Below are 24,334 nucleotides of genomic sequence, written 5' to 3'. Positions count from 1 at the left end.
GACGGCGGAGGTGATCGTGGTGACGGTGTCGATGCGGGTCATGAGCGCCGGCGACGGGTACAAGTACCTACTGCGCACGGTCGCCGCTGGTGACGGCAAGCGCCTGCTATCGACTCCGCTGACTCGCTACTACACCGAGGAAGGCACCCCGCCGGGCCGGTGGATGGGCGGTGGACTCTACGGCCTTGGCGATGGGCGCGTGGTTGAAGGTGACGTCGTCACTGAGGCGCAGCTGCAATTGCTGATCGGGCTGGGCCGCGACCCGGTGAGCGGCGAACCTCTCGGGCGTGCGTATCCGGCTTACCGCACGGCCGCCGAACACGCCTTGGACGGGCCGCGCGATGACGGTCGCGGACCTACTGAGCGGGCCGCGGCATCCGCTTTGGAACAGCCCGACGGCAAGCTCCGTCGTGCCGTGGCGGGGTACGACTTTACGTTTTCGATTCCGAAGTCGGCGAGCATCCTCTGGGGTGTGGGCGACATGGCCACGCAGGAGCGCATCGCGGCGGCCCACCATGCGGCGGTGGCCGAGGTGATTGCGTATATGGAGCGCGAGGTCGCGGCGACCCGCACCTGCACACGCACGTCGTGATTAGCGACAAGGTGCAGACCGTGCTCGACGGCAAGTGGCGCTCGCTCGACGGACGGCCGATGCACGAGGCCGTGGTGGCGCTCTCCGAACTGCATGAATCCCTGTTTGCCGACGAGCTCACGCGATCGCTCGGCGTGCAGTGGCAGCGGCGGGAGCGGGGAAGGGATCGCCACGCCGCGTGGGCTCTGACGGGCGTGCCGGAGGCGCTCGTGGCGGAGTTCTCGACGCGGGCTCGGCACATCGATGTGGAGACCGACAGGTTGATCGAGGAGTACGTGACCAGTCACGGGCATCGTCCGAAGCCGGTGACGATCATGAAGCTGCGCGCGCAGGCGACGCTGGCCACGCGGCCGGCGAAGCAGGTGCACTCGCTGGCGGACCTCACGGCGGCGTGACGAGAGCGCGCTTCTCGGGTGCTCGGGCATGAAGTGTTGACGGTCGCTGGGTCGTCTCCGGTGTTGCTGCGTGCGGAGGACCTGCCGCGCGCGGCTGTGGAGGCGCTCGGGGTGAGCGTGATGACGGCCGTCAGCGAGAAGCGCGCTACCTGGCGGCACTGGAATCTCATGGCCGAGGCCGCGCGCCAAACGATGCCGTACCGGTTCGTGTCGGCATCCGATCGGGAAGCCGTCGTCGGGCTCATAGTCGATGCTGCCGAGCGCGCGTCCCTGCGCCTCACGCCTCCAGAGCTCGCCTCGAGCCCTGTGGAGTTTCAACGGGATGATGGGACGTCAGTGTTTCGGCCGAAGCACTCCGTGGTGTTCACCTCGACCGAGTTGCTCGAGGCGGAATCTCGGCTCCTTGAGCGGGCTGCGCTTTTGACCGCACCCCGGGTGGCGCTCGGGTCGGCCACTTCGTCTCGGCTGCCGGGTGGCGGGAGGCTCGCTGACGACCAGCTCGCGGCGCTCTCCTCTGTCGCTGACTCGGGCCGTGCTATCGACGTGCTGGTGGGGCCGGCCGGCGCAGGTAAGACGACGGCGATGAATGCGCTGCGGCGAGCCTGGGAGGCATCGCACGGAGCAGGTTCCGTCGTCGGCCTGGCTCCCTCGGCTGCAGCTGCGACGGTGCTGGCGACGGATCTCGGTATTGCGACCGAGAACCTGGCGAAGTGGTGGCAGACCCATGTGGACCAGGGTTCAACGTTTCGGGCCGGTCAGCTCGTGATCATCGACGAGGCTTCTCTGGCGGGAACGTTGCCGCTGGATCGGGTCACTTCCCTGACCGTTTCGGCGGGCGCGAAGGTGCTTTTGGTTGGCGACTATGCCCAGCTGCAGTCGGTCGAAGCGGGCGGTGCGTTCTCGCTGCTCGTGCACGATCGAGCGGATGCTCCCGAACTCCTCGACGTGCACCGCTTCGTGCACGACTGGGAGAAGACCGCCTCCCTCGGACTGCGCCAAGGCCACCCGGAATCGATCGACGTGTATGGCGCGCACGACCGTCTGCGTGATGGCAGCACCGAGGCGATGGCGGATGCTGCCTACGTGGCGTGGCGGGCGGACATCCGCTCGGGGAAGTCGACCGTGCTGATCAGCGACTCGAACGAGGCCGTCTCGGCGCTGAACGTGCGCGCTCGCACCGAGCTGATTCTGGAAGGCCGCGTCGACGCGCTGCACGAAGTCGCCCTGCACGACGGAACCCGCGCCGCCGTCGGTGACACGGTCATCACCCGGAAGAACGACCGGCGGCTGTATGCGTCCCGCAGTTGGGTGCGCAACGGCGATCGGTGGAATGTGATCGGCGTGCATCGGAACGGTTCGGTCGAGGTGCGGCGGCCGGGTCGACGGTGGGGGAGCACGGTGCTGCTGCCCGCGTCGTACGTCGCTCAGCATGTCGAGCTGGGATACGTGGTCACGTCGCATCGGGCGCAGGGCATCACGACCGACACCGCGCACGTCGTCGTGGCGCCGAGCATGCCGCGCGAGAACCTGTACGTCGCGATGACGCGGGGACGCAAGGCGAACACCGCCTACGTCGCCGTCGACCGGCCCGATGCCGCCCACGTCGGCCCGCGGCCGGGTGACGCTGCGGACGTGACGGCGCGCAGCATCCTCTGCGGAATTTTGCAGCACGTCGGCGCCGAGCTGTCGGCGCACGAGACTCTGGCGGCGGAGCAGAATGCGTGGGGTTCGGTGGCGCAACTCGCGGCGGAGTGCGAGACCCTCGCGGCGGCCGCGCAGCACGACCGGTGGGTTTCTCTCGTGAGAGCGAGCGGTCTGTCGCCTGGGCAGGCCTTGGATGTGATCAATTCGGATGCCTTCGGCCAGTTGACCGCGGAGCTGCGGCGGGCCGAGGCCCACTTTGTCGACGTGGCGACCCTGCTGCCCCGCGTGGTCGCGGCTCGCGGATTCGACGACGCGCAGGACATCGCGGCGGTGCTGCGAGCCCGGGTGGCCGCGGTCGTCTCGCGGGATTCCGGTGCCGGTCGAACGCGCCGTGCGCCGAGGCTCGTCGCCGGGCTCATCCCACGGGCGCTTGGGCCGATGGATCACGCCATGCACCAGGCGTTGGTCGAGCGCGCCGACCTGATCGAGTTGCGAGCGGCCGCCGTGCTCGCCCAGGCCTTGCTTGTGGGGGAGCCGTGGGCTCGAGCCCTCGGGCCCGCACCGCGGGGATCAGCCTCCGTGGTCTGGCGCCAAAGCGGATGCACCGTCGCGGCCTACCGAGACCGCTACGGCATCGTCGGTGCGAAGCCTCTTGGTGCACTACCGGAGTCCACGGCACAGAAGCTCGATGCCGCTCGCGCTCGCGCCGCGCTTGAGGCGGCGCAGCGCCTGGGTCAAGACCAGCGCGTCGATGCTCTGAGCCGGTCGAGAGTACTCGCAGGACTCACTCGATGAGGACCGTCCACAGATTGCGCCAAGGACGTTCGACACCGCGACCGTCCCGAATACGCTCTATGCACTGGCTAGGCATGAACCACACAATCTACCGTAAACCGTAGATGTAATACACCCTGAGAGTTATAGTTTGGATATGACATGTGGGCCGTCGACCTGACGCTCATCGAAGATTGGCTAAGCGAGCTCGACGATGATTCGTATGAACAAGTGATCGCCGCGATCGAGCTGCTCGCCGAAAGGGGACCGCAGCTCGGCCGACCGATCGTTGACACCGTGACTGATTCTCGCCATAAGAATATGAAGGAGCTCCGGCCGGGTTCGGCCGGAAGATCCGAGTTGCGCGCACTGTTTGCATTCGACCAGCGACGGAAAGCCATCTTCCTCGTGGCAGGTGACAAGGCCGGAAATTGGAAACGTTGGTACAGAACAAACATCTCGATTGCCGATGACCGATTCGATGAACACCTCAAGGGATTGAAGAACGACAACTGAATTGCACGCGCCTCAAGCCCAAGATCAAACCACGATGTTCTAATCAACCAGAAGAGACCGAGACGATGACCAGCCTTGACGACATGCTCGCCCGGCGCCCAGTAGATCGGGCCGCTGTCGACGAGCACAAGAAACGGATGCTCGACGAGGTGCGCGCTTATCGCCTTCGTGAGCTCCGCGAAGCGAACGACCTCACTCAAGTTGAACTGGCGGCGTTGCTGCACGTCACTCAGAACCGGATCTCGCGCATTGAGCACGGTGACATCGAACGAACCCAGGTCGACACACTCCGAAAGTACGTTGAAGCAGTCGGCGGCCGGCTCAAAGTTGAAGTCGAGATCGGCGAGGAGACCTACCAGATCGCCTGACTGGTTCGGCGGCCGTGCAGGCCGGGTGTCCGCTTCTCGCTGACAGCGGTATCGAAACCCAGCAGTCCATCGCCACAGTCACGTCGGCGGCTGTCTCGATGCCACAACCGACGCCGTAAGGGACGATTGGTTTAGGAAAATGGCGCGACTCTCGACCCGCGGGGGGAGGACTGGCAGGATGTGTGCATGACAACCCAGATCGTTTTGGTTCCTGGATTCTGGCTCGGCGCGTGGGCATGGGATGACGTTGCACCCCTTCTCGTGGACCGCGGTTACGCCGTTGCCGCCCTGACACTGCCAGGCCTTGAACCGGACGATTCAGGCCGCGGCGGCGTGACCCTCGATGACCACGCCGAGGCCATCGCCGCAGCGCTCGATCGCGGCGCCGATCGCCGAGTGCTCGTCGTCCACAGCGGCGCGGCGCTGCCTGGCACGGTGGTGCTTGACCGCCATCCCGGCCTGGTTGATCACGTAGCCTTCGTCGACGCGGCGCCTGTCCGTGATGGCTTTGCTATGAATGCCGAGCTGCAAGATCAGGAGTTTCCGCTATCGGCTGCGTGGGACAGTGAGATGGCCGAGGGCAGCATGCGCGATCTCACGGACGAGCAACTGAGCACTTTCCGGGAGCGCGCTGTACCGCAGCCCGGTCACACCGTCAGCGACCCGGTGGTTCTGTCCGACCCGGCTCGGCTCGCCGTGCCCGGCACTGTCATCTGCACTGCTTTCCCGAGCGCGGAGTATCGCTCCTATGCTGAACAGGGGATGGGATTTCTCGCCGGACTGCTGGATCACACCGCGCTCGTTCTCGTCGATCTGCCGACGGGGCACTGGCCGATGTGGTCGCGACCGGTCGACCTCGCGGAGCTGATCGACCACGCCGCAGTCCACTGACGGCCGGTGGATTAGGCCCGGCTCTGGAAGAATCTGATCTCGACGACCACGACCCGGTCGATGTCCAACGCGGCGTCCCGGTTGGCGCGCGAAGTACCGGACACTTTCGCTCGCCCGTCACGCTGTGACGAATATCGTGGAGCGGATGCGCTCGAACAGTCGCGGGGGAGCATCCGCCCTGTGCCAGCGGCACTTTCGCCCGTGGGCATCCAGTCGTACAGTGTTTCTAGGCAGCCTCTATTACGCGCTGTCGCTCGTTGCGACGGTACGACTTTCAGTCCTTTCAGGTTCTTGTTGCCGAACATCTGAAAGGTCGCGACATGTTTGAATTCATCCTGGCCGCCACCGCCCGCAGCTACTTTTTCTTGCGTCGGTTCATGCCGACCGCCATCGTGATTGACGCGATCAATACGCGGCGGGGGCTGAAGTGGGGCGTGCCGGCGATGCTACTCGCGGTTCCGTATGCCCTTGCAGCTGTCTATTCCCGCGGGCAGATCGAAGCCGGTAGTCCCGGTTGGCTGAACCTGCTCGAGATTCTGTGTCTCTGGAACACCCTGAAGTTTCTTATGATCGGGCCGATCAGCCTGCTGAAGTTGATGGTGGTACGCGCTCGTGAAGCCGTGGCACGCCGTCGCATGACGAGGACGCTGCTCGCCGACGACGTAGAGCACGTCGACGAGCCCATACTCGTTTCGAGGCACGGCTAACGGCACGTCTGGGCTGGCGCACCTCTTGATAGCGACATGATTGGCTCACACACAGGTCCGCCCAGAGGAGGCTTCGTTATGACGATCTCGCAGGAGCAGTTCGACGATTTGCTCAGCCGCACCGCGCTGGCCGCGCTGTTCTACTATCCGGAGGTCGCCGTCGACGATGACGGCCCCAACCTGCAGAACGACATTGCGTACTGCCTGGAGCCCGTTGCCGGGATTGGAGACGAGGATGCCGAGCGGCTCCGAGTCGTGGTTGGGCGTGTGATCACGAATCCGACAGCGCATCGCTCTGAACTGCTTGCTCTGGTCATCGAGCTGGCCCCGACGCCTGCCGAGTAGCCGCGATTATGAGCGACCCATCTGAGGAAACCGCCGCGACGCAGAAGTCGCTGGAGGAGCATCCGTCTGTCGATGACGCTGCGGAGAGGCGGCGCCAGTATGTGACGGCGAACCGCGACCGGATCCGCGAGCTGAATCGTCTCTGGCGGTCGGAACACCTGGATCGGGCCCGGGAGCTCAATCGGGATTCGATGCGTCGGGCCGCGGCTCGCCGACATCGCGAGGCGGAGGTGCAGGCGCGGGGGAGGGAACGGGCGAAGCGCTGGCGGGTGGAGCATCCGGAGCGCCGGCGTGAGTATCAGCAGCGGTGGGTTGCGGAGAATCGCGAGAAGGTGCGCGAGTATTACAACCGCTACTACGAGGCCCATCGCGATGAGGTGAACGCCCGGGCTGCGGCCAGGAGGGATGCGGACCCCGAGCGCACCAAGCAGATCACCCGGCAGTGGGCCGAGCGCAACAAGGAGCACCGTGCCGAGTTGCAGCGAAACCGGCGCCGTGATCCCGAGATCTACCAGTCCGAGCTGGAAGCCAACGCTGCCGCGCGGCGGCTGAAGCGCAGCTTGAGTCGGGCCGGCCTCCCGCCGAAACTTCTGCACGCGACGACTGCGGCTGAGCGCCGGGCGAATGAGCGTGAGGCCGACGCCTACTTCAATGACCCGTCACGGCCCGAGCATCTGCGGCAGTTCACGGTGTTCGCCGAATCGCTCACCGAGCACATGCTCAAGAACGGTGCCCGCATGCGCGAGTTCGCCGAGGCGTACGTGTTTTCGCGGGCGCGGGTCGGGCTTCCGCCGGTGTCGGTGGAGGGCGTCGTTTACGCCCGCGCCGTCGAGATCGTTTCAGAGCGGATGCGCCGGGTCGACCTGCTGACGGGCCGCGACGTCGCGGCCGCGGTGCGGAGTACGAAGGCCGAGGTTAGGCGGGTGGAGAGGCAACGGCAGTTTGATGTGCTTGTGAAAACCGTCGTCTTTCAGGTCCAGCGCAATCGTGCGCGGTATGGCGTTGACGCTGAAATGGGGAGCAGGGCGAGGGCGAATCGCCGCAAGCCACTTGCGCCGGTCGAGTCTCTGATCGTCCAGCTTGCAGTCCAGGAGATCGCCGAGCGCAATCCCACAGACAAAGTGACCGTCGAGGAGGCTCGGAAACTTGTCCGTATTGCGACATTGCGGATTGGGGCTTCGTTCCAAGTTCGTCGACATGCGGTTGAGAATCGGGTTAACCGCCTGCCACTCGTTTAGCTGACAGGTGCACGTCATGGCCCACATGTTATGGAACGGGGTGCACCGCGATCGTGGCAATGTCGAGTCGTGCTGTCTGGCGATGAAACTCCGGGTTGGAGCGTACTCATGGCCTGTTGCATATCGTGTCAGTCAGGTGCTCCCGCACGGAGATCCACTATCAACACACTTACGACTCCGTCGACCGGTCTACGAGCGCGAACACCCGCGTAGGGCTGCCCGTGCCGCCGACGATGGGAAGCGGGCTTACAACGATTATGCTGCCCACGGGCGGGAGTTGTGCGAGGTTCTGCAGCGAAGTCAGCCCATACTTGTTCTTGCCCAAAAGGAAATAGTGCATCGGGAACGCGGGATCCAGGCCCGCGGCCCCGCCGGCATCGATGCCAACGGTTTCGACGCCGAATCCCGAGATCTTGGTCTCGTTGGCGAGCCATTTAGCGCATTCGACCGATACCCCCGGCGTGTGTGGCCCCGTCGTGTCGGCGTTGAGAAATCTGGCTTCGTCCGAGGAATACTGGTCCCAGCCGGTGCGGAAAAGAAGCCACGTGTTCTCTTCGAGCTGGCCGTGTTCCAGCTCCCACGCCTTCACGTGCTCAACCTCGAGCAGAAAGTCCGGGTTTTTCTCGGCCTCTGCGCTGAGATCAATGACCGATGCAGATCCGATGAGCTTCTTTAGCGGGATGGTGGCCACGTCGTGGCTGTCGCGGCCCGATATCCAATGGATGGGCGCATCAATGTGCGTGCCAACATGCTCGCCCGTGTGGATGTTGTTGTGCTTCCAATACGGCCCGGATTCGTTGTACGCGCTGACTTCTTCAAGGCTGAAGTCGATCAGGTTTGCGAAGGGTGCCGGAAGCCTGAGTGCGGGCGTTGCGGCGCTGAGCGGGGTCGTGAGATCGATGATCTCGACCGCATCGCTCTGAATTGCCATCGCCAAGCTTGTCAATAGAGAACTTTCGTGCACAATCGTCATGTCCCGTATCCAATCTTCCAACGTGCGTGACTGTCCTTCTGTGGACTAGATCGTCCCAGCAGCACGAAGTCATGTCAAGCTTTTGTTACGATCGTCAAATTAGCAGCCTATGTAATTTCGGCACTTGCTGCGCGTCACTAGATGATGGGGTGCTGTAAGCGTGTTGGACGCAGAATGACGGATACTCTGGGGAAATGGTTGAAACCGAGCAGTCTCATGTCGACGCAGCCAGGCCGCTAAAGTGAGGCGGACCGACACCAGCGCGACCGAATCGAGTGTTGCCGAAATGACGGTGAGCCCCCGGCACCAGCAACTAATTGTCACGATCTACGGACTGTATGCTCGTGAAGAGGGCGACGCGCTGCCGGTTGCAGCTCTTGTGCGGCTGATGGGCGACCTGGGCATCGAAGCCGCCGGGGTGCGCTCTTCCGTGTCGAGGCTCAAGCGCCGAGGCGTGCTGGAGAGCCGCCGAAATGACGGCGTTGCCACATATGCGATCTCGGCCGGAAGCGTGCAAATGTTCGCTGAAGGCGACACGCGTATCTACGCTCCGGTCCGGGCGTCGGTCGAGGACAAATGGCTGCTGGCGGTATTCTCCATTCCCGAATCGGTCCGCGCGAAACGGCATGTGCTCAGGTCCGAGCTGACGCGACTGGGCTACGGCTCCGTGACGCCCGGCGTCTGGATCGCACCCGCCAAAATCTGGAAGCAGACGCAGCTGCAGCTGCAGCGACTCGGTCTGGACCAGTACGTAGACTTTTTTAGCGCCGACCATCTGGGGGCGGGTGAGCTATTGGCGAAGGTCTCCGACTGGTGGGATCTGGATGCGCTCGATCACATGTACGCGGACTTCGTCGAGCGTTATGATGGGCTACTCCGTCGCTGGCAGACCAGGCTCGCGCAGTTGACACCAACCAATGCGGTCAGCATGAAGGATGCCTTCACCGACTACGTTCCGATGCTCACCGAGTGGCGGCGCCTACCGTACCTCGACCCGGGCCTGCCGTTGGAGTACCTGCCCGGCGACTGGAACGGCGTGTCGGCGGAGGCGCTTTTTGGCGACCTGCGCGGTCTGCTTGGTCCGCTGTCCCATGACTATGTGTCGGGGATCATTCACCAGAAATGACGGCTACGCCCTGAATCTCGATCAGGGCCTCCGACTGCCACAGCCTGGTGACGCCAATGCCGGCCATGGCGGGGTATCGGGTTCCGGCTAGTTCGCGCCAGACCCGTCCGATTTCGCGCCCGTTTGCCTGGTAGTCCTCGACGTCGGTCAGGTAGATCGTCACCGAGACGAGATCGTCGGGAGTGCCGCCAGCGTCAGCCAGGGTGTCCAGCACGTTCTGGAAGCACTGGCGGAACTGGGCGACGATGCCGCCGGGCACGATGGCGCCGGTGGTGTCCATTGCGGTCTGCCCTCCCAAGTAGAGGGTGTTACCGGCGAGCACGCCGTGGGAGAAGCCGGAGGGAGTGGCCATGTGATCGGGATTTACGAGACGGTGTGTCACGTGCGGTCTCCTTCGGTGGTGATGCGAGTAGGTGCGAGTGTACGTTCGGGGCCAATCGAGTCAGCAACACTTCCATGAGCATTTTCGTCGGGCTACCTATTGTGCTAATTTCAAAAGCATATAGTCTTTTCATAACGTTCGTCATGAAAACGCAACATGAGGTCCCTGAACTGCGGCACAACCACACACACACGCCTATTCATTCAATGAAGACTGAGGTGCAACAGCGATGAGACTAGCAACGCTCGAAGTTAACGGCGTCTCAACGGCCGCCGTTGAGGTTTCCGGGCACTTCGTGCTGCTACCCGCCGACGATGTCGGCGCACTCCTGAACCTGCCGGACTGGCGTCTAATCGTGGAAGCGCACCTGGGCGACAAACCCGCCGTGAGCGTGCAGGACGCGAGCTACCGCGCCGTCGTCCCCGCCCCGTCGAAGGTTTTGTGCTGCGGCCACAACTACTCCGAGCACATTCTCGAGCTGGGGCGGGAGTTGCCGCAGTTCCCTACCCTGTTCGCCAAGTTCGCCGATACGCTCACGGGCCCCTACGCCGACCTCAGGCTCGACGGCGAGTCCAGCGAGATCGACTGGGAGGCCGAGCTGGCCGTAGTGGTCGGTGCCGAGGTCTACAAATGCACGCCGGAGGAGGCATCCGCTGCCATCGCCGGCTACACCGTTGCCAACGACGTCTCGATGCGGGACTGGCAGCGTCGTACGCTCCAGTGGTTGCAGGGCAAGGCGTTCGATGCCAGCACGCCGCTCGGCCCGGTGCTGGTGACCGCGGACGAGTGCAGCCCCGAGTCGGGCCTGGCAGTCACCTGCACCGTCAACGGCGAGGTGGTGCAGGAGGGCTGCACCTCCACTCTCGTTTTCGATGCCGCCACGCTGATCTCCTACATCTCGAAATTCACCGTGCTGCGCCCCGGTGACGTCGTGCTAACCGGAACGCCCGGGGGAGTGGGCATGGCCCGCAAGCCCCCGCAGTTCCTCACCGACGGCGATGTGCTTGTAACGGCCATCGAGGGAATCGGCGAAATGCGAAACCGGGTACGGATGCCGGTGCGCGAGCCCGCCCTGAACTGAACAGCGCCACTTCAAGCCAAACCCAACCACGAACCGACCGCTAAGAAGGGCTGACCATGTCAGACATCGTTACCGAGAAGATCGTTCCCGTTGTGACCCGCCAGGGCCACGAGTACGGTGATACCGGGCAGTCCGGCGGAGCGCACCGCGTCTCCGGCGTCAGTATCCAGCACACGCCGGCCACCAAAATCTGGTTCGGCAAGGTCACCAACCTCCCGGGCTACCGCTCGCTGCCGCACCACCACGGTGAGGCTGAGACCGGCGGTTATGTGCTCAAGGGCCTCGGCCGCATCTACTTCGGCGAGAACTACTCCGAGTTCATCGACATGAGCGAGGGCGACTTCGTCTTCGTGCCGCCGTTCATGCCTCACGTCGAGGTCAACATGAGCACCACCGAGGACCTCATCTGGCTGACCACGCGCACCCCGGACAATATCGTGATCAACCTGGCCGATGTGGACGACTCCAGCCTGGAGGGCTATCGCCGCTCATGAGCGACACGGCTGAGGCCGCGCTGAGCGCGGCACGTTTCCTCGCGGCCGTCGAGCTGGAGCCGGCCGAGCCGGAGAATTTCGACCAAGCCTTCACCGCCGTCACCCAGTACGTGCCCTGGCCCAAGGCATACGGCGGCGATCTGGTCGCGCAGGCGGCGATGGCGGCGATGCGCAGCGTGGACTCCGACCGCGAGCTGCACTCGATGCACAGCTACTTCATGCGGCCAGCCGACATTCTGCAGCCACTTCGCTACGAGGTGGAGCATCTGCGGGACGGCCGCTCGTACTCGACCAGGCAGGTGCGCGCGTACCAGAACGGAAAGGTCGTATACGCGGCGCTGTCGTCCTTCCATGTGTCAGAGGAGGGCCCGGAGTTCGCAGCGGAGCTGCCCCTGCCCTACCGGCACCAGTTGCCCCAACCGGAGGACCTGCCGTCATCGGGGGCGACCCTAGCGGGTGTCGAGGGACCGGCAGCCGATTACTGGGGAACTGGTCGCAGCTTCGATATGCGCCACGTGTCCTCGCCGGTGTATCTGCAGTCCGGAGCCGAGCGGCTGCCGCACCAGGCAGTCTGGATTAAGGCGTTCGGCGAACTGCCGGACGACCCGCACGTGCAGCGTGCGGCTCTCGCCTACGTCTGCGACTACACGATCCTGGAGCCCGTGCTGCGGGAGCAAGGCAGCGCCTGGGCGGATGCCGGCCTCGTCACGGCGAGCCTGGACCATTCGATGTGGTTCCACCGGGAGGGGCGGATGGACGAGTGGGTGCTCTACGTGCAGGAGGCGGTCTCCACGCAGCACAGCCGAGGGCTCGCCACCGGACACTTCTACACCCGTGAGGGCGTCTTGCTCGCGACGGTGGCGCAGGAGGGCATGATCCGCAAGCTGCCGCCGAAATAGCAACCAGCCTGCAAAAGTGTCGTATTTGTTACGACCGTCACAAAGAAGACATGTACGCTATCGTCAACGAACAGCGGCGGGTCCGGCGCAGAGACGCCCCGGGCCGCGGTCGCACAAACGGAAAGGTGCCCGATGGATCTCAGTGCTTCGGCCCATGTGGATACATTCGCCCGAGACAACCTGCCCCTGTCCGAGCTGTGGCCTACCCTGGAGTTCACGCTCCCCGAGCTGCAGTACCCGGACCGGCTGAACGCGGCCACCGTGCTCATCGACGATGCCGTCGCCAAGTTTGGTGCTGACCGACCGTGCCTGCTCACGCCGGAGGGAATCCGCTGGACCTACGGCGATCTGCTCACGAAGGCCAACCAGGTAGCCCAGGTGCTGACCGAGGACTTCGGGGTCGTGCCGGGCAATCGGGTACTGTTGCGCGGGCCGAACAACCCGTGGTTGGTGGCCTGCTGGCTCGGGGTGGTGAAGGCCGGTGGCGTCGTGGTCACCACAATGCAGGCCCTGCGTGCCCAAGAAATCGAAGGCCTCATCGCACTCACTGGAACGGTCGTTGGAATCAGCGATCATCGTTTCGCGGACGAGCTGCACGCGGCCGGCGGCCCCGAGATGGCGCTGATCAGTTACGGCAGTCCATCATCGGACGATCTGGTCGCCCGGTGCGCGGAGAAGTCCGGGGAGTTCGTCAACGTGCAGACCGCAGCGGATGATGTTGCTTTACTTGGCCCCACGTCGGGAACCACCGGCACGCCCAAAATCACCATGCACTTCCACCGTGACATCCTGGCCAACGCCGATACGTTCGCCCGACTGATACTGAAACCCACGGTCGATGACGTCTTCTCCGGCTCCCCGCCCCTGGCATTCACCTTCGGCCTCGGCGGCCTCGTCGTTTTCCCGCTGCGGTTCGGTGCCTCCTCGCTGCTGATCGAGCGCGCCACTCCCGTGGAGCTAGCGGAACTCGCCCACGCGGCCGGTGTAACTATCCTCTCCACGGCGCCGACCGCCTACCGGGCGATCCTGCGCGGCGGCAAGGCCGACCTGCTCCGCGGCATCCGCCGAGCCATCTCGGCCGGCGAGCATCTGCCCAGCTCGGTCTGGGCCGAGGTATATGAGAAAACCGGGCTGAAGCTGATCAACGGCATCGGATCGACCGAAATGCTGCACGTTTTCATCTCCGCAGCGGACGACGACATTCGCCCCGGCGCCACGGGCAAGGTCGTCGCAGGATTCCGTGCGATGGTGATGGATGACGACGGGAATGAGGCGTTGGTCAACCAGCTCGGCCGCCTGGCCGTAATCGGCCCGACGGGGTGCCGCTACCTCAACGATGACCGCCAGCTCAATTACGTCAAGAACGGCTGGAACGTCACTGGTGACACGTTCCGCTGCGACGAGGACGGGTACTTCTGGTACGAGGCCCGCTCGGACAGCATGATCGTCTCCTCCGGCTACAACATTGGTGCCCCTGAGGTCGAGTCGGCGCTCGGCCAGCACAGCGACGTAGTGGAATGCGCAGTGATCGGCAAGCCAGATGCTTATCGCGGCAACATCGTCAGCGCATACGTGGTTCTCCGGGAGGGCGTGGAGGGTGACGACGCCAAGCGCAGGGAGCTCCAGGACTTCGTCAAGCAAACGATCGCCCCCTACAAATACCCGCGCGAAGTCACCTTCGTGAGCGAACTGCCGCGCAACCCCAGCGGCAAACTCCAGCACTTCCAGTTGCGCGACCGTCTGGTCGCGAACGATGCCTGAGAAGACGATGTCTGAGAAAGGACGTCCCATGCGTATTGCAGTCATCGGCGGAGGCCCCGGAGGGCTCTACTTCTCCGCCCTGATGAAGCAGCTCAAGCCGGAACACGAAATCGTCGTCTGGGAGCGCAACGCCGCCGACGACACCTTCGGCTTCGGCGTGGTCTTCAGCGACGAGACCCTCGGCGGGATCGAGAACGCTGACACCGTCATCGCCGCCGAGATGGCCAGCCAGTTCGCCCGCTGGACCGACATTGACGTGCACTTCAAGGGAGAAGCGCATACGGTGGGCGGTCAAGGCTTCGCGGCTATGAGCCGCAAGGAACTGCTCCGGCTCCTGCAACTGCGGGCCATCGTTCTTGGCGTGGACGTACGATTCTCGACCATGCCCCCCGACGTGGAGGAGCTCAGCCGGGACTACGACTTGGTACTGGCCGCGGACGGACTCAATTCGAGCATCCGCACCCGTTACGCCGATTCGTTCAAGCCAACACTGGATCTGCGCGCTTCCAAGTACATGTGGTTGGGCACGGACCTCGTCTTCGAGGCGTTCAAATTCTTCGTCAAGGAGACTGAGCACGGCATCATGCAGATCCACGGCTACCCCTACTCTGACCAGGGCAGCACCTTCATCGTGGAGATGCACCCGGACGTGTGGGAACGGGCCGGCTTCAACGCCAGTGCGAACACGGCCTTCCCGCCCGGTGTGAGCGACGAGGAATCCATCGCGAAGATCCGCGAAATATTCGCGGAGGAACTGCAGGGACACGACGTGCTCTCCAACAACTCGAAGTGGATCAACTTCACTACCGTGCGGAACGAAAACTGGCGGCACAACAACATCGTGCTGCTGGGCGACGCGGCCCACACCGCGCACTTCTCGATCGGCTCCGGCACCAAGCTGGCCATGGAGGATGCCCTCGCCCTTGCGGCCTGCCTGCACGAGCACGCCGAGGTGGAGGATGCCCTCGCCGCCTACGAGACGGAACGCCGGCCCGTGGTCGAATCGACGCAGCGCGCGGCCCAGGCCAGCCTCGAATGGTTCGAGAACATCGGCCAGTACAAGGACCAGGACGCGGTCCAGTTCTGCTTCAACCTGCTGACCCGCAGCCGCCGGATCACCCACGACAACCTCAAGCTGCGCGACCCCGACTTCGCGGCCCTCGTGGACGCCGATTTCGCCGCGCGCCAGGGCGCGGGCGAAGCCGCGCCGGCCATGTTTCAGCCGCACCGACTGGGGGAGCTGGACCTGCGCAACCGGGTCATCGTCTCCCCAATGGACATGTACTCTGCCGCCGGCGGTGTCCCCGGAAACTTCCACCTCGTGCACCTGGGCTCCCTGGCCATGGGCGGTGCGGGGCTCGTGATGACGGAAATGGTGTGCGTCTCTCCGGAGGGGCGAATCACCCCCGGCTGCAGCGGCCTGTACACCGACCCGCAGCGCGAGAGCTGGCGGGAGATCGTGAACTTCGTGCACGAGCGGTCCAACGCGAAGATCGGCGTGCAGCTGGGCCATTCCGGCCGGAAGGGCTCAACCAAACTGATGTGGGAAGGCATCGACGTGCCCCTCGAGGAGGGTGGCTGGGAGACCATCAGCCCCTCGGCCCTTCCGTACGGACCGGAGAGCGCCACTCCCCGGGAGATCGCCCGGGCCGAAATGGATGCCGTCCGCGACGAGTTCGTGAGCGCCGCCGGCCGAGCGGCCGACGCCGGCTTCGATCTGCTCGAGGTGCACTGCGCCCACGGTTACCTGCTGTCCTCCTTCCTGTCGCCCTTGGCGAACCAGCGAACGGATGCCTACGGCGGCAGCCTGGAGAACCGACTACGGTATCCGCTGGAGGTGTTCGACGCCGTGCGCGCGGTCTGGCCCGCCGAGCGCCCGATGAGCGTGCGCATCTCTGCAACCGACTGGGTGGACGGGGGAAACACCGAGGACGATGCCGTGGCGATCGCCGAGGCCTTCGTGAAGCACGGCGCCGACGCGATCGACGTGTCCACCGGCCAGGTCAGCAAGGCGGAGCGTCCGGCCTACGGACGGAGCTATCAAACCCCGTTCGCGGACCGCATCCGAAATGAGGTAGCGGTCAAGTACGGAGCGAGCGTCATCGCCGTGGGCGCGATTTCCTCATACGACGACATGAACTCGATCCTGTTGGCCGGTCGGGCGGACATGTGCGCCCTGGGCCGCTCGCACCTCTACGACACCAAGTGGACGCTGCACGCCGCGGCGGAGCAGGAGTACGTCGGCAAGGCGGCGGAGTGGCCGCTGCAGTTCCGGGCCGGGCGGCGCAAGCCGCCGACGGCGCGCACCGAGGCCGTACGACCCCGGCTGGAGCTCGTGCACCATGATGTGCCGATCGAGCAAGGGAACCATGTTCGCTGGCGGCCGCAGTCGGCCGATCAAGCCTCGGAGAGCGCGCAGTCCATACCGGTGTAGCCGGGGACCGGCACATTGCCCGTCCGCTTCCCCGGACCGGAGGCTGGCCTGCTAGGTCGTGGCGGGGGTAAGCCTGTCGAGGAAGTGTTGCGGCCAGGGTCCGGCCAGGTCCTGGCCCGGAGTGATGTACACGGTGACAAAGGTGCCGTGCGCGGCCGAGCTGGCACCCCGCCCCTCAAACGTGTGGGCGTACGCGTCGAAGCGGAACGCCATTGAGGTGCGGCCGATTTTCTCTAATGTCACGGTCGTGGTCACCCGCTGGCCAAACCACAACCGCGCCGTAAAGTTCACGCTCTGCTGTACCCGTGGTGCGCGCGGGAAGTGCTCCGGCAAGCCCAACCCGCGGAAGAGCTCCGCCTCGCAGGATTCGGCCCAGCGCAGCAGTACCGAATTGTGTTGGTGACCCCCGGCGTCCGTATCCACCCACTCCACCGTGCGGTCGATGCTGCAGGTGGACGGTGTTCTTGTGACCGTCATATGTTCGCTCCCGTAATCTGTCATGTTTAACCTTCAGAAAACTATATTGCGATTACTTGACGGTCGTAAGAGAAAGTGTATGGTTGGGGGCCAGTGGGCGTTCCGTCCATGACTACCGCCCTGCATTGCAAAACTCAAGGAAGAGTTCATGACGCAATTTCGCACACCACCGGCCACCACGAAGGACCTGCCGAAACGAAGGGGCGGCCTTGTTCTGGCCCTCTGCTTCTTCACTATCGTCTTCGATGGCTATGACCTCGTCGTCTTTGGCGCAACGGTGCCGACTCTGCTGGCGCATCCCACCTGGGATATTGACCCGGCTCAGGCTGGCCTGATCGGGAGCCTAGCTCTCATTGGCATGCTGATCGGTACGCTGACGGTTGGAGGGTTGACCGATATTCTCGGTCGCCGCAAGATAATGCTGTTCTGCATCGCGTGGTTCTCCGTGTGTATGCTCGCCACAGCTGCAGCACCGAACGAGACCGTATTCGCGGTGCTGCGCTTCCTGACCGGGCTTGGCCTGGGAGGTGTCGTGCCAACCTGCATCGCGCTGACTGTCGAGTATGCGCCGAAAAACCGCCGTCAGATCGCCAACGCGCTCATGTTCAGTGGCTACTCCGTGGGCGGCGTAGGAGCAGCCCTGCTTGCAATATCGACCCTCCCTGCAATGGACTTCCGCTGGCTTTACGCGGTCGGTGCCCTCCCGCTCGTCACCCTGCTGCCGATCGCCTACAAGTACCTCCCCGAGTCCATCGCCTTTCTCGCGAACCGGCGTTCCCCGGCCGAGGCTCGGGCTGCGGCCGATCGGTTCGGCCTGGTTTATGGGGACATCGTCGCTGAGAACCCGGCCGCCGATGCAACGGCCGCCGCAACGCCGGCCCGACAGTCGAGCCTCAAAGACTTGTTCAGTGCCCGCTGGCGCCGATCAACGATCCTCTTCGCTGCCGCAAACTTCTGCGGATTGCTGCTTGTCTACGGTCTGAACACCTGGCTACCGCAAATCATGCGTGGCGCCGGATTCGAACTCGGCCATGCGCTTGCGTTCCTCCTTGTGCTCAACCTTGGAGCGATCGTCGGCTCGATCGGCGCATCGTGGGTGGCAGATCGGGTCGGAATCAAGAAGGTCGTCACCGCCTCGTTCATACTCGCGTGCATCTCGATCTTCCTGATTAGCCTCAACCTGCCGGTGGCCATGCTCTTCGTGCTGGTGGCCTTCGCCGGCCTCGGCAGCGTCGGAACGCAGATCCTGGTCGGCGGCTTCTGCGCTACGCACTACCCGCAGCGCCTGAGTCCCACTGCTCTCGGCTGGTCGCTCGGTGTCGGGCGCATCGGGGCCATGATGGGACCAATCATCGGCGGCGTCATCGCCAGTACCGCACTCGGTTACCAGGTGAACTTCTACGCTTTCGCGGCAGTGGCCGTACTGGGGGCCATTATCGTGTCCTCGGTATCCACACGCACAGGCGAACCTCAGAAGAGCGTCGCCGCTGTCGAAACCGTGCCCGCGCAGGCATCGGCCTAATCGATGTTGCGCGTGTAGTTCAATTCAAGAATGCAGTTCGTGTACGTTTGGCCGTCGGCGCCTCTCGGGGACTGTCCGGAGGCGCCGGCGGGCACAGCCCGCAGGCCCGAAATAGGAGTGAATAACGCATATGAACGTAGCGGAACTGGTCGGCCGGACCCTGGCTCAACTGGGCGTTAGTCACGCCTTCGGAGTTGTCGGCAGCGGCAACTTCGAGGTCACGAATGCTTTGCGTCGCCACGGGGTGACCTACGTGGCCGCGCGGCACGAGGGGGGCGCTGCCACGATGGCCGACGCCTACTCTCGGATGTCTGGCGAGGTCACCCTTGTGTCCGTGCACCAGGGGTGCGGGTTAACTAACGCCATGACCGGAATCGGCGAAGCCGCCAAGAGCCATACGCCGATGATCGTTCTGGCCGCTGAAACGGCCAGCTCGGCCGTGCGCTCGAATTTCACGATCGACCAGCGGGCCCTGGCCCGCAGTGTGGGGGCCGTGGCCGAACGAGTGCATTCGCCCGGCAGCGCCGTCGCTGACACGGTGCGTGCCTATCGCACGGCGCGCAACGAACGCCGCACGGTAGTCCTAAATCTTCCCCTCGACGTGCAGGCAGCACCGGCCCCGGAAAACACGCCCGACCTCGTGGCAGGCATCCCGCCAGCGCAATTGGTGCGTCCCTCGAATGAGGCCGTGCGCGATCTGGTCCGGTTGATCCAAGCTGCCGAGCGCCCGGTCTTCGTCGCCGGCCGCGGCGGGCGCGATGCCCGCCTGGAAATCCTCGAGCTGGCCGACCAGGCCGGCGCACTCGTCGCCACCTCTGCCGTGGCCAGCGGGCTTTTCAACGGTGAGCGCTTCTCCCTTGGCATCTCCGGCGGATTCTCCTCACCCCAGACCGCGGAATTGATCAGCGGGGCCGACCTGATTATCGGGTTCGGCTGCACCCTTAACATGTGGACCATGCGCCACGGTGCCTTGATCTCCGCGAACACCCGCGTCGTCCAGGTCGACGTCGAAGACAACTCCTTGGGTGCCAACCGGCACATCGACCTCGGCGTACTGGGCGATTGCGCGGCGACGGCGCGGGACGCCCTCGCGGTCATACGGGAGAACGGCAGCAGAGCGGAAGAGAAGTATCGCACGGAGCAGAACGCGGAGCTGATAGCCGCGAACTCCCGCTGGCAAGACGTTCCAGTACAGGACATCTCGACGGAACACCGTATCGACCCCCGGGTGTTGAGCATCACCTTGGACGGCATCCTGCCGGCAGAACGGATCCTGTCCGTCGACTCTGGAAACTTCATGGGCTACCCAAGTACGCACCTGAGCGTTCCAGATGAGTTCGGCTTCTGTTTCACCCAGGCCTTTCAATCGATCGGGCTGGGTCTGTACACGGCTATTGGAGCGGCACTTGCTAGACCGGACCGGCTACCCGTGCTCGGCACCGGTGACGGAGGCTTCCTGATGGGAATTTCCGAGCTGGAGACGGCGGTACGACTCAACCTGCCCCTGGTGATCATTGTGTACAACGACGCGGCCTACGGCGCAGAGGTGCACCACTTCACAGCGGAGGAGGACCTGGGCACGGTCACGTTCCCCGACTCTGACCTGGCTGCCATCGCCCGCGGCTATGGTGCAGATGCCATCACGGTGCGCACAAACGCCGACCTTCACGCCGTACAGACGTGGTTGGACGGGCAACGGAACTCGCCACTCGTCATCGACGCAAAGATCGCCAGCGACGGCGGCGCGTGGTGGCTTGCCGAGGCCTTCAAGGGGCATTGATCTCGTTCGCGGCGAGTTCGCGCAGGCGATTCCTGCAACCGGGCCTTGCCCACTGGCAGCATGAGCTGGCGCGGATCAGTAGCTGGGAGGCGTCGCCGCGACGATGAACGTGGCCATGGCATTGCTCTCGTTGAGAAGTCGGTGCGGAAGCCTGGAATTAAAATGACAGCTGTCCCCTTCTGTCAGGGAGTAGCGTTTGCCCTGGACCTCCGCAACCAGGGTGCCCTCGACGACGACCACGCATTCCTCGGACGGGTGGCTCCATGGCTCAGCGCTCGAGGAGCCGCCCGGCTTCAAGGTTCCCCGGAGGACCTCGAGCTGACCGTTCCCAGCGGAATGTCGTGAATAGGTGATGTCCTCAGTTGGGGAAGTGATACGAACTTGGTGATCTTTCCTCACTACTGAGACACCGCTACCTTCGGGCTCCTGCGCAAACAATTCGAACAGGGGCACGTCCAGAACGCGCGAGATCTTGCGCAGTGTTTCAAGGCTTGGATCGGTGCGCCCCCTCTCGACCTGGCTGATTAGCCCGGCAGAGACCTCCGTCGCCAGCGCCAACTGCGAAATGGTCATCCCTCGATTGGCACGCAATTCCCGAATTCGAAAGCCATCCACGGGGTGCGCTCCTTTCATGAGCATCTCATGACGTCAAAAGAAATCATAAGTCAGAGTAAAAATAGTTGACCACACTAAACACTTGGGCATAGGCTCGCCCGCATGGAAACATCAGACACAATCGTACGAACCGCAAAGCTCTTCGATGCGGAAGAATTTCGACTTCAATTTCCGCCTCTGAAACATATGGTTCATCTTGCTAGTTGCAGTCAAGGCGCCCTTTCGACGCAACTGAATTCTAGTCTTAGCGACCTCACCGGCTCCTTGACGGATTCGGGCGCACCCTGGGGCCTCTGGATGGGCGAGGTCGAGAAACTGCGTGAACGGTTTGCACGATTCATCAACGCCTCAACGGATGAGATTGCGATCGTCTCCTCCGCATCGGAGGGTGCTTACCAGGTGGCATCCAGCTTCTCTTGGGACCGACGGCCGGGCATTCTGACATCCGCCCTCGAATTCCCCTCGGTGGGGCATGTCTGGCGAGCACAAGCCGCGCAGGGGGCACAAGTGCACATGATCTCCGACCGAGTTCAGGCGCTCGACGTGCTTGAGTGGGATTCCGCGATCAATGAATCGCTGAGCCTAGTCTCGGCGCCGCTGGTGAGCTATCACGATGGCGCACGCCCTCCGCTGAGGGAACTCACCGACCTTGCGCACGAGGCAGGCGCGCGGATGTTCGTTGACGCGTACCAGGGTGCCGGCGTCGTACCGATTGACGTGAAAGAACTCGACTGCGACTATCTCGTAACGGGTTCACTGAAGTACATGCTCGGGCTCGCCGGGGTGGCTTTTCTGTACGTGAAGGATGGAATAACCTCCGAGCGGTCACCGGAACTCACAGGCTGGTTCGGTCGAGTCGATCCTTTCGCCTTTGACCCGGAGCTCGTCGATTATCCAACAACCGCGCGAAGGTTCGAGTGTGGGACCCCGGCCGTTCCAGCCGTGTACGCGGCGAACGCGGGCCTCGGAGTTCTCGAGCGCGTCGACCAAGCCGTGGGGTATGAGCACATTATGCGGCTGTCTGAGCAGCTTGCGACCGGTCTTTCGGACCTCGGGATCCGCATGAGCAGGCCCGCCGACCCGAAACACCGTGGCCCCCAGGTCGCCATCTTTGACGAGGACCCTGCAGGGTTGTCCGAATGGCTTTTCGAACGGGGGATCATGACAGCGCCTCGCGGTCGGCTTCTCCGGCTGTCCCTGCATTACTACACAACGGCAGAGGATATCGAGACAGCGCTGGCGGCTCTCCGTCAGCATCAATCTCGTCGATAGGCGCGAGCCTCTGGCCGTCGACTACACGCGCGGCCGACGACGCACCCAACGATCTCGTATTAGGGCAAAGGAGCCTGAAAAAATGAATGAAACTAGCGAACGGCTTGAATTCAGGGGAGGGGTCCTGGGGGCGCTGATAGCTCCGGCTACCTTCCTGATTGGCGTCATTGCCTATTTCGTGATCTTCCGCGTATTCGATATGAACGCGCTCACGGCGTCAGGGCTGGCCGGCCTCCTAATCGCCGCGCTTTTTGCCCGCCGTTACTCCAAGTTTTGGGACAGCGTCATCATGGGTGTCTCATCCCGGACCTCGATCACTCTCCTGTTGATCCTTCTGATCGTGAGTCTTGTCTCGGCGCTGATAAAGCAGACGGGTGTCTCCGGCGGTTTCGTCTGGCTAGCCAGCAGCCTCGGTGTCACGGGGGGCTGGTTCATCGCGGTCACGTTTGTCGCGGTGTGTGCGATCGCGATGTCCACGGGCACCTCGATCGGCACGCTGTTCACCGCATTCCCGATCTTCTACCCGGCGGGTGTCATTCTCGGAGCGGATCCGTTGATCTTGGCCGGGGCGATTCTGTCTGGCGCGCTGTTCGGCGACAATCTTGCCCCGATCTCCGACTCGACCATTGTTTCCTCGTCGACCCAGAAATATCGAAACCGAGAGGGTTCCGCCGAGATCGGCGGTGTCGTGAAGGCACGCGCTAAGTATGCATTGGTCGCTGCCGGCATCAGCACCATTCTGTTCCTGGTCGTCGGCTCCATGCGATCCCAGAATGAAACGGCAGCGGAGATGGACGTCACCGGCACGCCTCTAAGCCTCATCATGGTCATCCCCATTGCCATCCTGCTCTTCGTGGCCTTCTGGAAGAGGGACATCTTCCTGGCGGCTACGATTGGCCTCGTCTCAGGCATCGCGCTCGGCCTGCTGACAGGACTTCTCACCCTCTCCGACGTTATGTCCGCCAATGAAGACGGGACTCCGGGCGGATTCCTAGTGGCTGGAATCGCCAACATCCTGCCGCTCATCGGGCTGGGGATTGTAATCTTCGGAATCATCGGTGTTCTGCAGCAAGCTGGAATCTTCGACCTCATTGTCGATGCCGTCGGAAAATCCGCATTCGCCAAGACGCCCATGGGAGCGGAGCTCGCCATCGGCATCGGGGCACTCGCCACGGCGACCATCTTTGCCGGCGTGAATGGGCCCTCAATGATCATGTTTGGCCCAGTCGCCGACCGTATCGGCGCGGCGGCCGGTCTGCACCCCTACCGGCGTGCAAATGTGATGGATTGCTTCACCCTCGGACTCGGGTCGGTCGTCCCGATTGTCAGCTCATTCTTACTGATTGCCAGCCTGTTGACCCAAGGCCATGACGGCGCGCCCGTACTGGCAGCGCCGTCGATCTTTCTTGCAACCTTCTATCCGCTGGTGCTGACCGTGGTGATACTTCTGGCGATTCTGACTGGATGGGGCCGGCGTTTTGAGGGGAAGAACGGTGAGGAGCGCAAAACTCCTCTGCCGGCGAGTCTCAGCGATGATGAACTCGAAACCGCCATGCGCGGTTGATCTGCGATAGCCAGAGCGGCGTCCGGCGCGTAAAGAATCAGGACGCCGCTCGGAGACTTGAACTGGCGGGACTCGCGCACATTACCGGCGGAGGTTACCGGACGGGTACTCGCCGTGGTCCGCGTGGTAGCTGCCGGAGAATCGGCCGGGGTGTATGAAGCCGTAGCTGGCTGCTATGTCACTCACGCTGAGGACCGCTGGATCCGCGGCCAGTCACCGAGCGTGGGCGAGGCCCAGCCTGACCTCCTGCAGACGCCGCGATGGGGTCATACCCAGTTCGCGCCGCATGGTGTCCTGCAGCGTGCGCAGGGGCACGTTCAGGGCGTTCGCGATGTCGACGATGCTGAGCTCGTCTTGGGCATGGTCGTCGAACATTCGCTCGAAACGCCGGACCAGCCGTGCTGGGCATCCATGTAATCTCGCCGGTCGACCTGGCGGCCGCGAATGTGAACGCCCCATGCGGCGACCCATACGGGGGCTCGGC

The 24,334-nt window shown here is 63.7% G+C and carries 21 protein-coding genes and 1 pseudogene; 17 read left to right on the top strand and 5 right to left on the bottom strand.

The window, feature by feature from the left end; all coding sequences use genetic code 11:
- Positions 1-31 precede the first annotated feature (31 nt).
- The 7 genes and pseudogenes from E3T35_RS07860 to E3T35_RS07830 all read left to right on the top strand — a co-directional run bounded on the left by E3T35_RS07860 (position 32) and on the right by E3T35_RS07830 (position 7,470).
- A pseudogene (locus E3T35_RS07860) lies at positions 32-3,426 on the top strand (relaxase domain-containing protein).
- A 141-nt stretch (positions 3,427-3,567) separates the two neighbouring features.
- A complete protein-coding gene (locus E3T35_RS07855) occupies positions 3,568-3,921 on the top strand; it encodes a type II toxin-antitoxin system RelE/ParE family toxin (protein WP_134378346.1) in 354 nt (117 codons plus the stop codon).
- 65 nt (positions 3,922-3,986) lie between these two features.
- Positions 3,987-4,289 (top strand): XRE family transcriptional regulator, encoded by a 303-nt coding sequence (locus tag E3T35_RS07850; protein ID WP_134360672.1) that lies wholly within the window; start codon positions 3,987-3,989, stop codon positions 4,287-4,289.
- A 186-nt stretch (positions 4,290-4,475) separates the two neighbouring features.
- Complete coding sequence (locus E3T35_RS07845) at positions 4,476-5,180, top strand: alpha/beta fold hydrolase (protein ID WP_134378345.1); 705 nt, start codon at positions 4,476-4,478, stop codon at positions 5,178-5,180.
- A gap of 320 nt (positions 5,181-5,500) precedes the next feature.
- Positions 5,501-5,887 (top strand): sulfate permease, encoded by a 387-nt coding sequence (locus tag E3T35_RS07840; RefSeq protein WP_241988764.1) that lies wholly within the window; start codon positions 5,501-5,503, stop codon positions 5,885-5,887.
- 78 nt (positions 5,888-5,965) lie between these two features.
- Positions 5,966-6,232, top strand: a complete 267-nt coding sequence (locus E3T35_RS07835) for a hypothetical protein (protein WP_134378344.1) — start codon at positions 5,966-5,968, stop codon at positions 6,230-6,232.
- A gap of 8 nt (positions 6,233-6,240) precedes the next feature.
- Positions 6,241-7,470, top strand: coding sequence for a hypothetical protein (locus tag E3T35_RS07830; protein ID WP_134378343.1), 1,230 nt, complete (start codon positions 6,241-6,243; stop codon positions 7,468-7,470).
- A 169-nt stretch (positions 7,471-7,639) separates the two neighbouring features.
- Here the strand turns inward: E3T35_RS07830 and E3T35_RS07825 are convergent, their stop codons facing one another.
- Entirely contained in the window at positions 7,640-8,443 is an 804-nt protein-coding gene (locus E3T35_RS07825; RefSeq protein WP_198421009.1) for a cyclase family protein, read from the bottom strand.
- Positions 8,444-8,729: 286 nt separating this feature from the next.
- On the opposite strand from E3T35_RS07825, the gene E3T35_RS07820 reads away from it, so the two are divergent.
- Positions 8,730-9,569: a PaaX family transcriptional regulator C-terminal domain-containing protein gene (locus E3T35_RS07820; protein ID WP_134378342.1), complete on the top strand. Its 840-nt coding sequence runs from the start codon at positions 8,730-8,732 to the stop codon at positions 9,567-9,569.
- On the opposite strand, the gene E3T35_RS07815 is transcribed toward E3T35_RS07820, so the two are convergent.
- On the bottom strand, positions 9,553-9,921 hold the full coding sequence (locus E3T35_RS07815) for a RidA family protein (protein WP_370449311.1): 369 nt from the start codon (positions 9,919-9,921) through the stop codon (positions 9,553-9,555). The genes E3T35_RS07820 and E3T35_RS07815 overlap by 17 nt on opposite strands.
- A gap of 259 nt (positions 9,922-10,180) precedes the next feature.
- Here E3T35_RS07815 and E3T35_RS07810 point away from each other — a divergent pair, with 259 nt between their 5' ends.
- The 5 genes from E3T35_RS07810 to E3T35_RS07790 all read left to right on the top strand — a co-directional run bounded on the left by E3T35_RS07810 (position 10,181) and on the right by E3T35_RS07790 (position 16,620).
- Positions 10,181-11,032 carry a fumarylacetoacetate hydrolase family protein gene (locus E3T35_RS07810; RefSeq protein WP_134378340.1) on the top strand — a complete coding sequence of 284 codons (852 nt, stop codon included), beginning with the start codon at positions 10,181-10,183 and terminating at the stop codon, positions 11,030-11,032.
- Between the two features lie 56 nt (positions 11,033-11,088).
- Positions 11,089-11,526, top strand: a complete 438-nt coding sequence (locus tag E3T35_RS07805) for a cupin domain-containing protein (protein ID WP_134378339.1) — start codon at positions 11,089-11,091, stop codon at positions 11,524-11,526.
- Positions 11,523-12,425, top strand: a complete 903-nt coding sequence (locus E3T35_RS07800) for an acyl-CoA thioesterase II (protein WP_134378338.1) — start codon at positions 11,523-11,525, stop codon at positions 12,423-12,425. The genes E3T35_RS07805 and E3T35_RS07800 overlap by 4 nt, the downstream gene beginning before the upstream one ends.
- A gap of 132 nt (positions 12,426-12,557) precedes the next feature.
- Positions 12,558-14,186 (top strand): AMP-binding protein, encoded by a 1,629-nt coding sequence (locus tag E3T35_RS07795; protein WP_134378337.1) that lies wholly within the window; start codon positions 12,558-12,560, stop codon positions 14,184-14,186.
- Positions 14,187-14,214: 28 nt separating this feature from the next.
- Positions 14,215-16,620, top strand: a complete 2,406-nt coding sequence (locus E3T35_RS07790; RefSeq protein ID WP_134378336.1) for a bifunctional salicylyl-CoA 5-hydroxylase/oxidoreductase — start codon at positions 14,215-14,217, stop codon at positions 16,618-16,620.
- Positions 16,621-16,671: 51 nt separating this feature from the next.
- Here E3T35_RS07790 and E3T35_RS07785 read toward each other — a convergent pair whose 3' ends face one another.
- Positions 16,672-17,097 (bottom strand): thioesterase family protein, encoded by a 426-nt coding sequence (locus tag E3T35_RS07785; protein WP_134378358.1) that lies wholly within the window; start codon positions 17,095-17,097, stop codon positions 16,672-16,674.
- A 148-nt stretch (positions 17,098-17,245) separates the two neighbouring features.
- Between E3T35_RS07785 and E3T35_RS07780 the strand changes: the two genes are divergently transcribed.
- Positions 17,246-18,619, top strand: coding sequence for an aromatic acid/H+ symport family MFS transporter (locus E3T35_RS07780; RefSeq protein WP_198421008.1), 1,374 nt, complete (start codon positions 17,246-17,248; stop codon positions 18,617-18,619).
- Positions 18,620-18,749: 130 nt separating this feature from the next.
- Positions 18,750-20,399 (top strand): thiamine pyrophosphate-binding protein, encoded by a 1,650-nt coding sequence (locus tag E3T35_RS07775; protein WP_134378335.1) that lies wholly within the window; start codon positions 18,750-18,752, stop codon positions 20,397-20,399.
- A 75-nt stretch (positions 20,400-20,474) separates the two neighbouring features.
- On the opposite strand, the gene E3T35_RS07770 is transcribed toward E3T35_RS07775, so the two are convergent.
- Complete coding sequence (locus E3T35_RS07770) at positions 20,475-21,014, bottom strand: cupin domain-containing protein (RefSeq protein WP_134378334.1); 540 nt, start codon at positions 21,012-21,014, stop codon at positions 20,475-20,477.
- 102 nt (positions 21,015-21,116) lie between these two features.
- Between E3T35_RS07770 and E3T35_RS07765 the strand changes: the two genes are divergently transcribed.
- Together E3T35_RS07765 and E3T35_RS07760 are read left to right on the top strand one after the other, a co-directional pair.
- Entirely contained in the window at positions 21,117-22,286 is a 1,170-nt protein-coding gene (locus tag E3T35_RS07765) for an aminotransferase class V-fold PLP-dependent enzyme (RefSeq protein ID WP_198421007.1), read from the top strand.
- A gap of 82 nt (positions 22,287-22,368) precedes the next feature.
- On the top strand, positions 22,369-23,850 hold the full coding sequence (locus E3T35_RS07760; RefSeq protein ID WP_134378333.1) for a Na+/H+ antiporter NhaC family protein: 1,482 nt from the start codon (positions 22,369-22,371) through the stop codon (positions 23,848-23,850).
- A 213-nt stretch (positions 23,851-24,063) separates the two neighbouring features.
- On the opposite strand, the gene E3T35_RS07755 is transcribed toward E3T35_RS07760, so the two are convergent.
- The gene (locus E3T35_RS07755; RefSeq protein ID WP_134378332.1) at positions 24,064-24,225 is read right to left on the bottom strand and encodes an AraC family transcriptional regulator; all 162 of its coding nucleotides are present in this window, start codon (positions 24,223-24,225) and stop codon (positions 24,064-24,066) included.
- Positions 24,226-24,334 lie beyond the last annotated feature (109 nt).

This window comes from Cryobacterium sp. TMT1-2-2, from assembly GCF_004403505.1.
Taxonomy (GTDB): domain Bacteria; phylum Actinomycetota; class Actinomycetes; order Actinomycetales; family Microbacteriaceae; genus Cryobacterium; species Cryobacterium flavum.
Note: the sequence above shows the minus strand (reverse complement) of the source record. Positions and strands in the feature narration are given on the sequence as shown.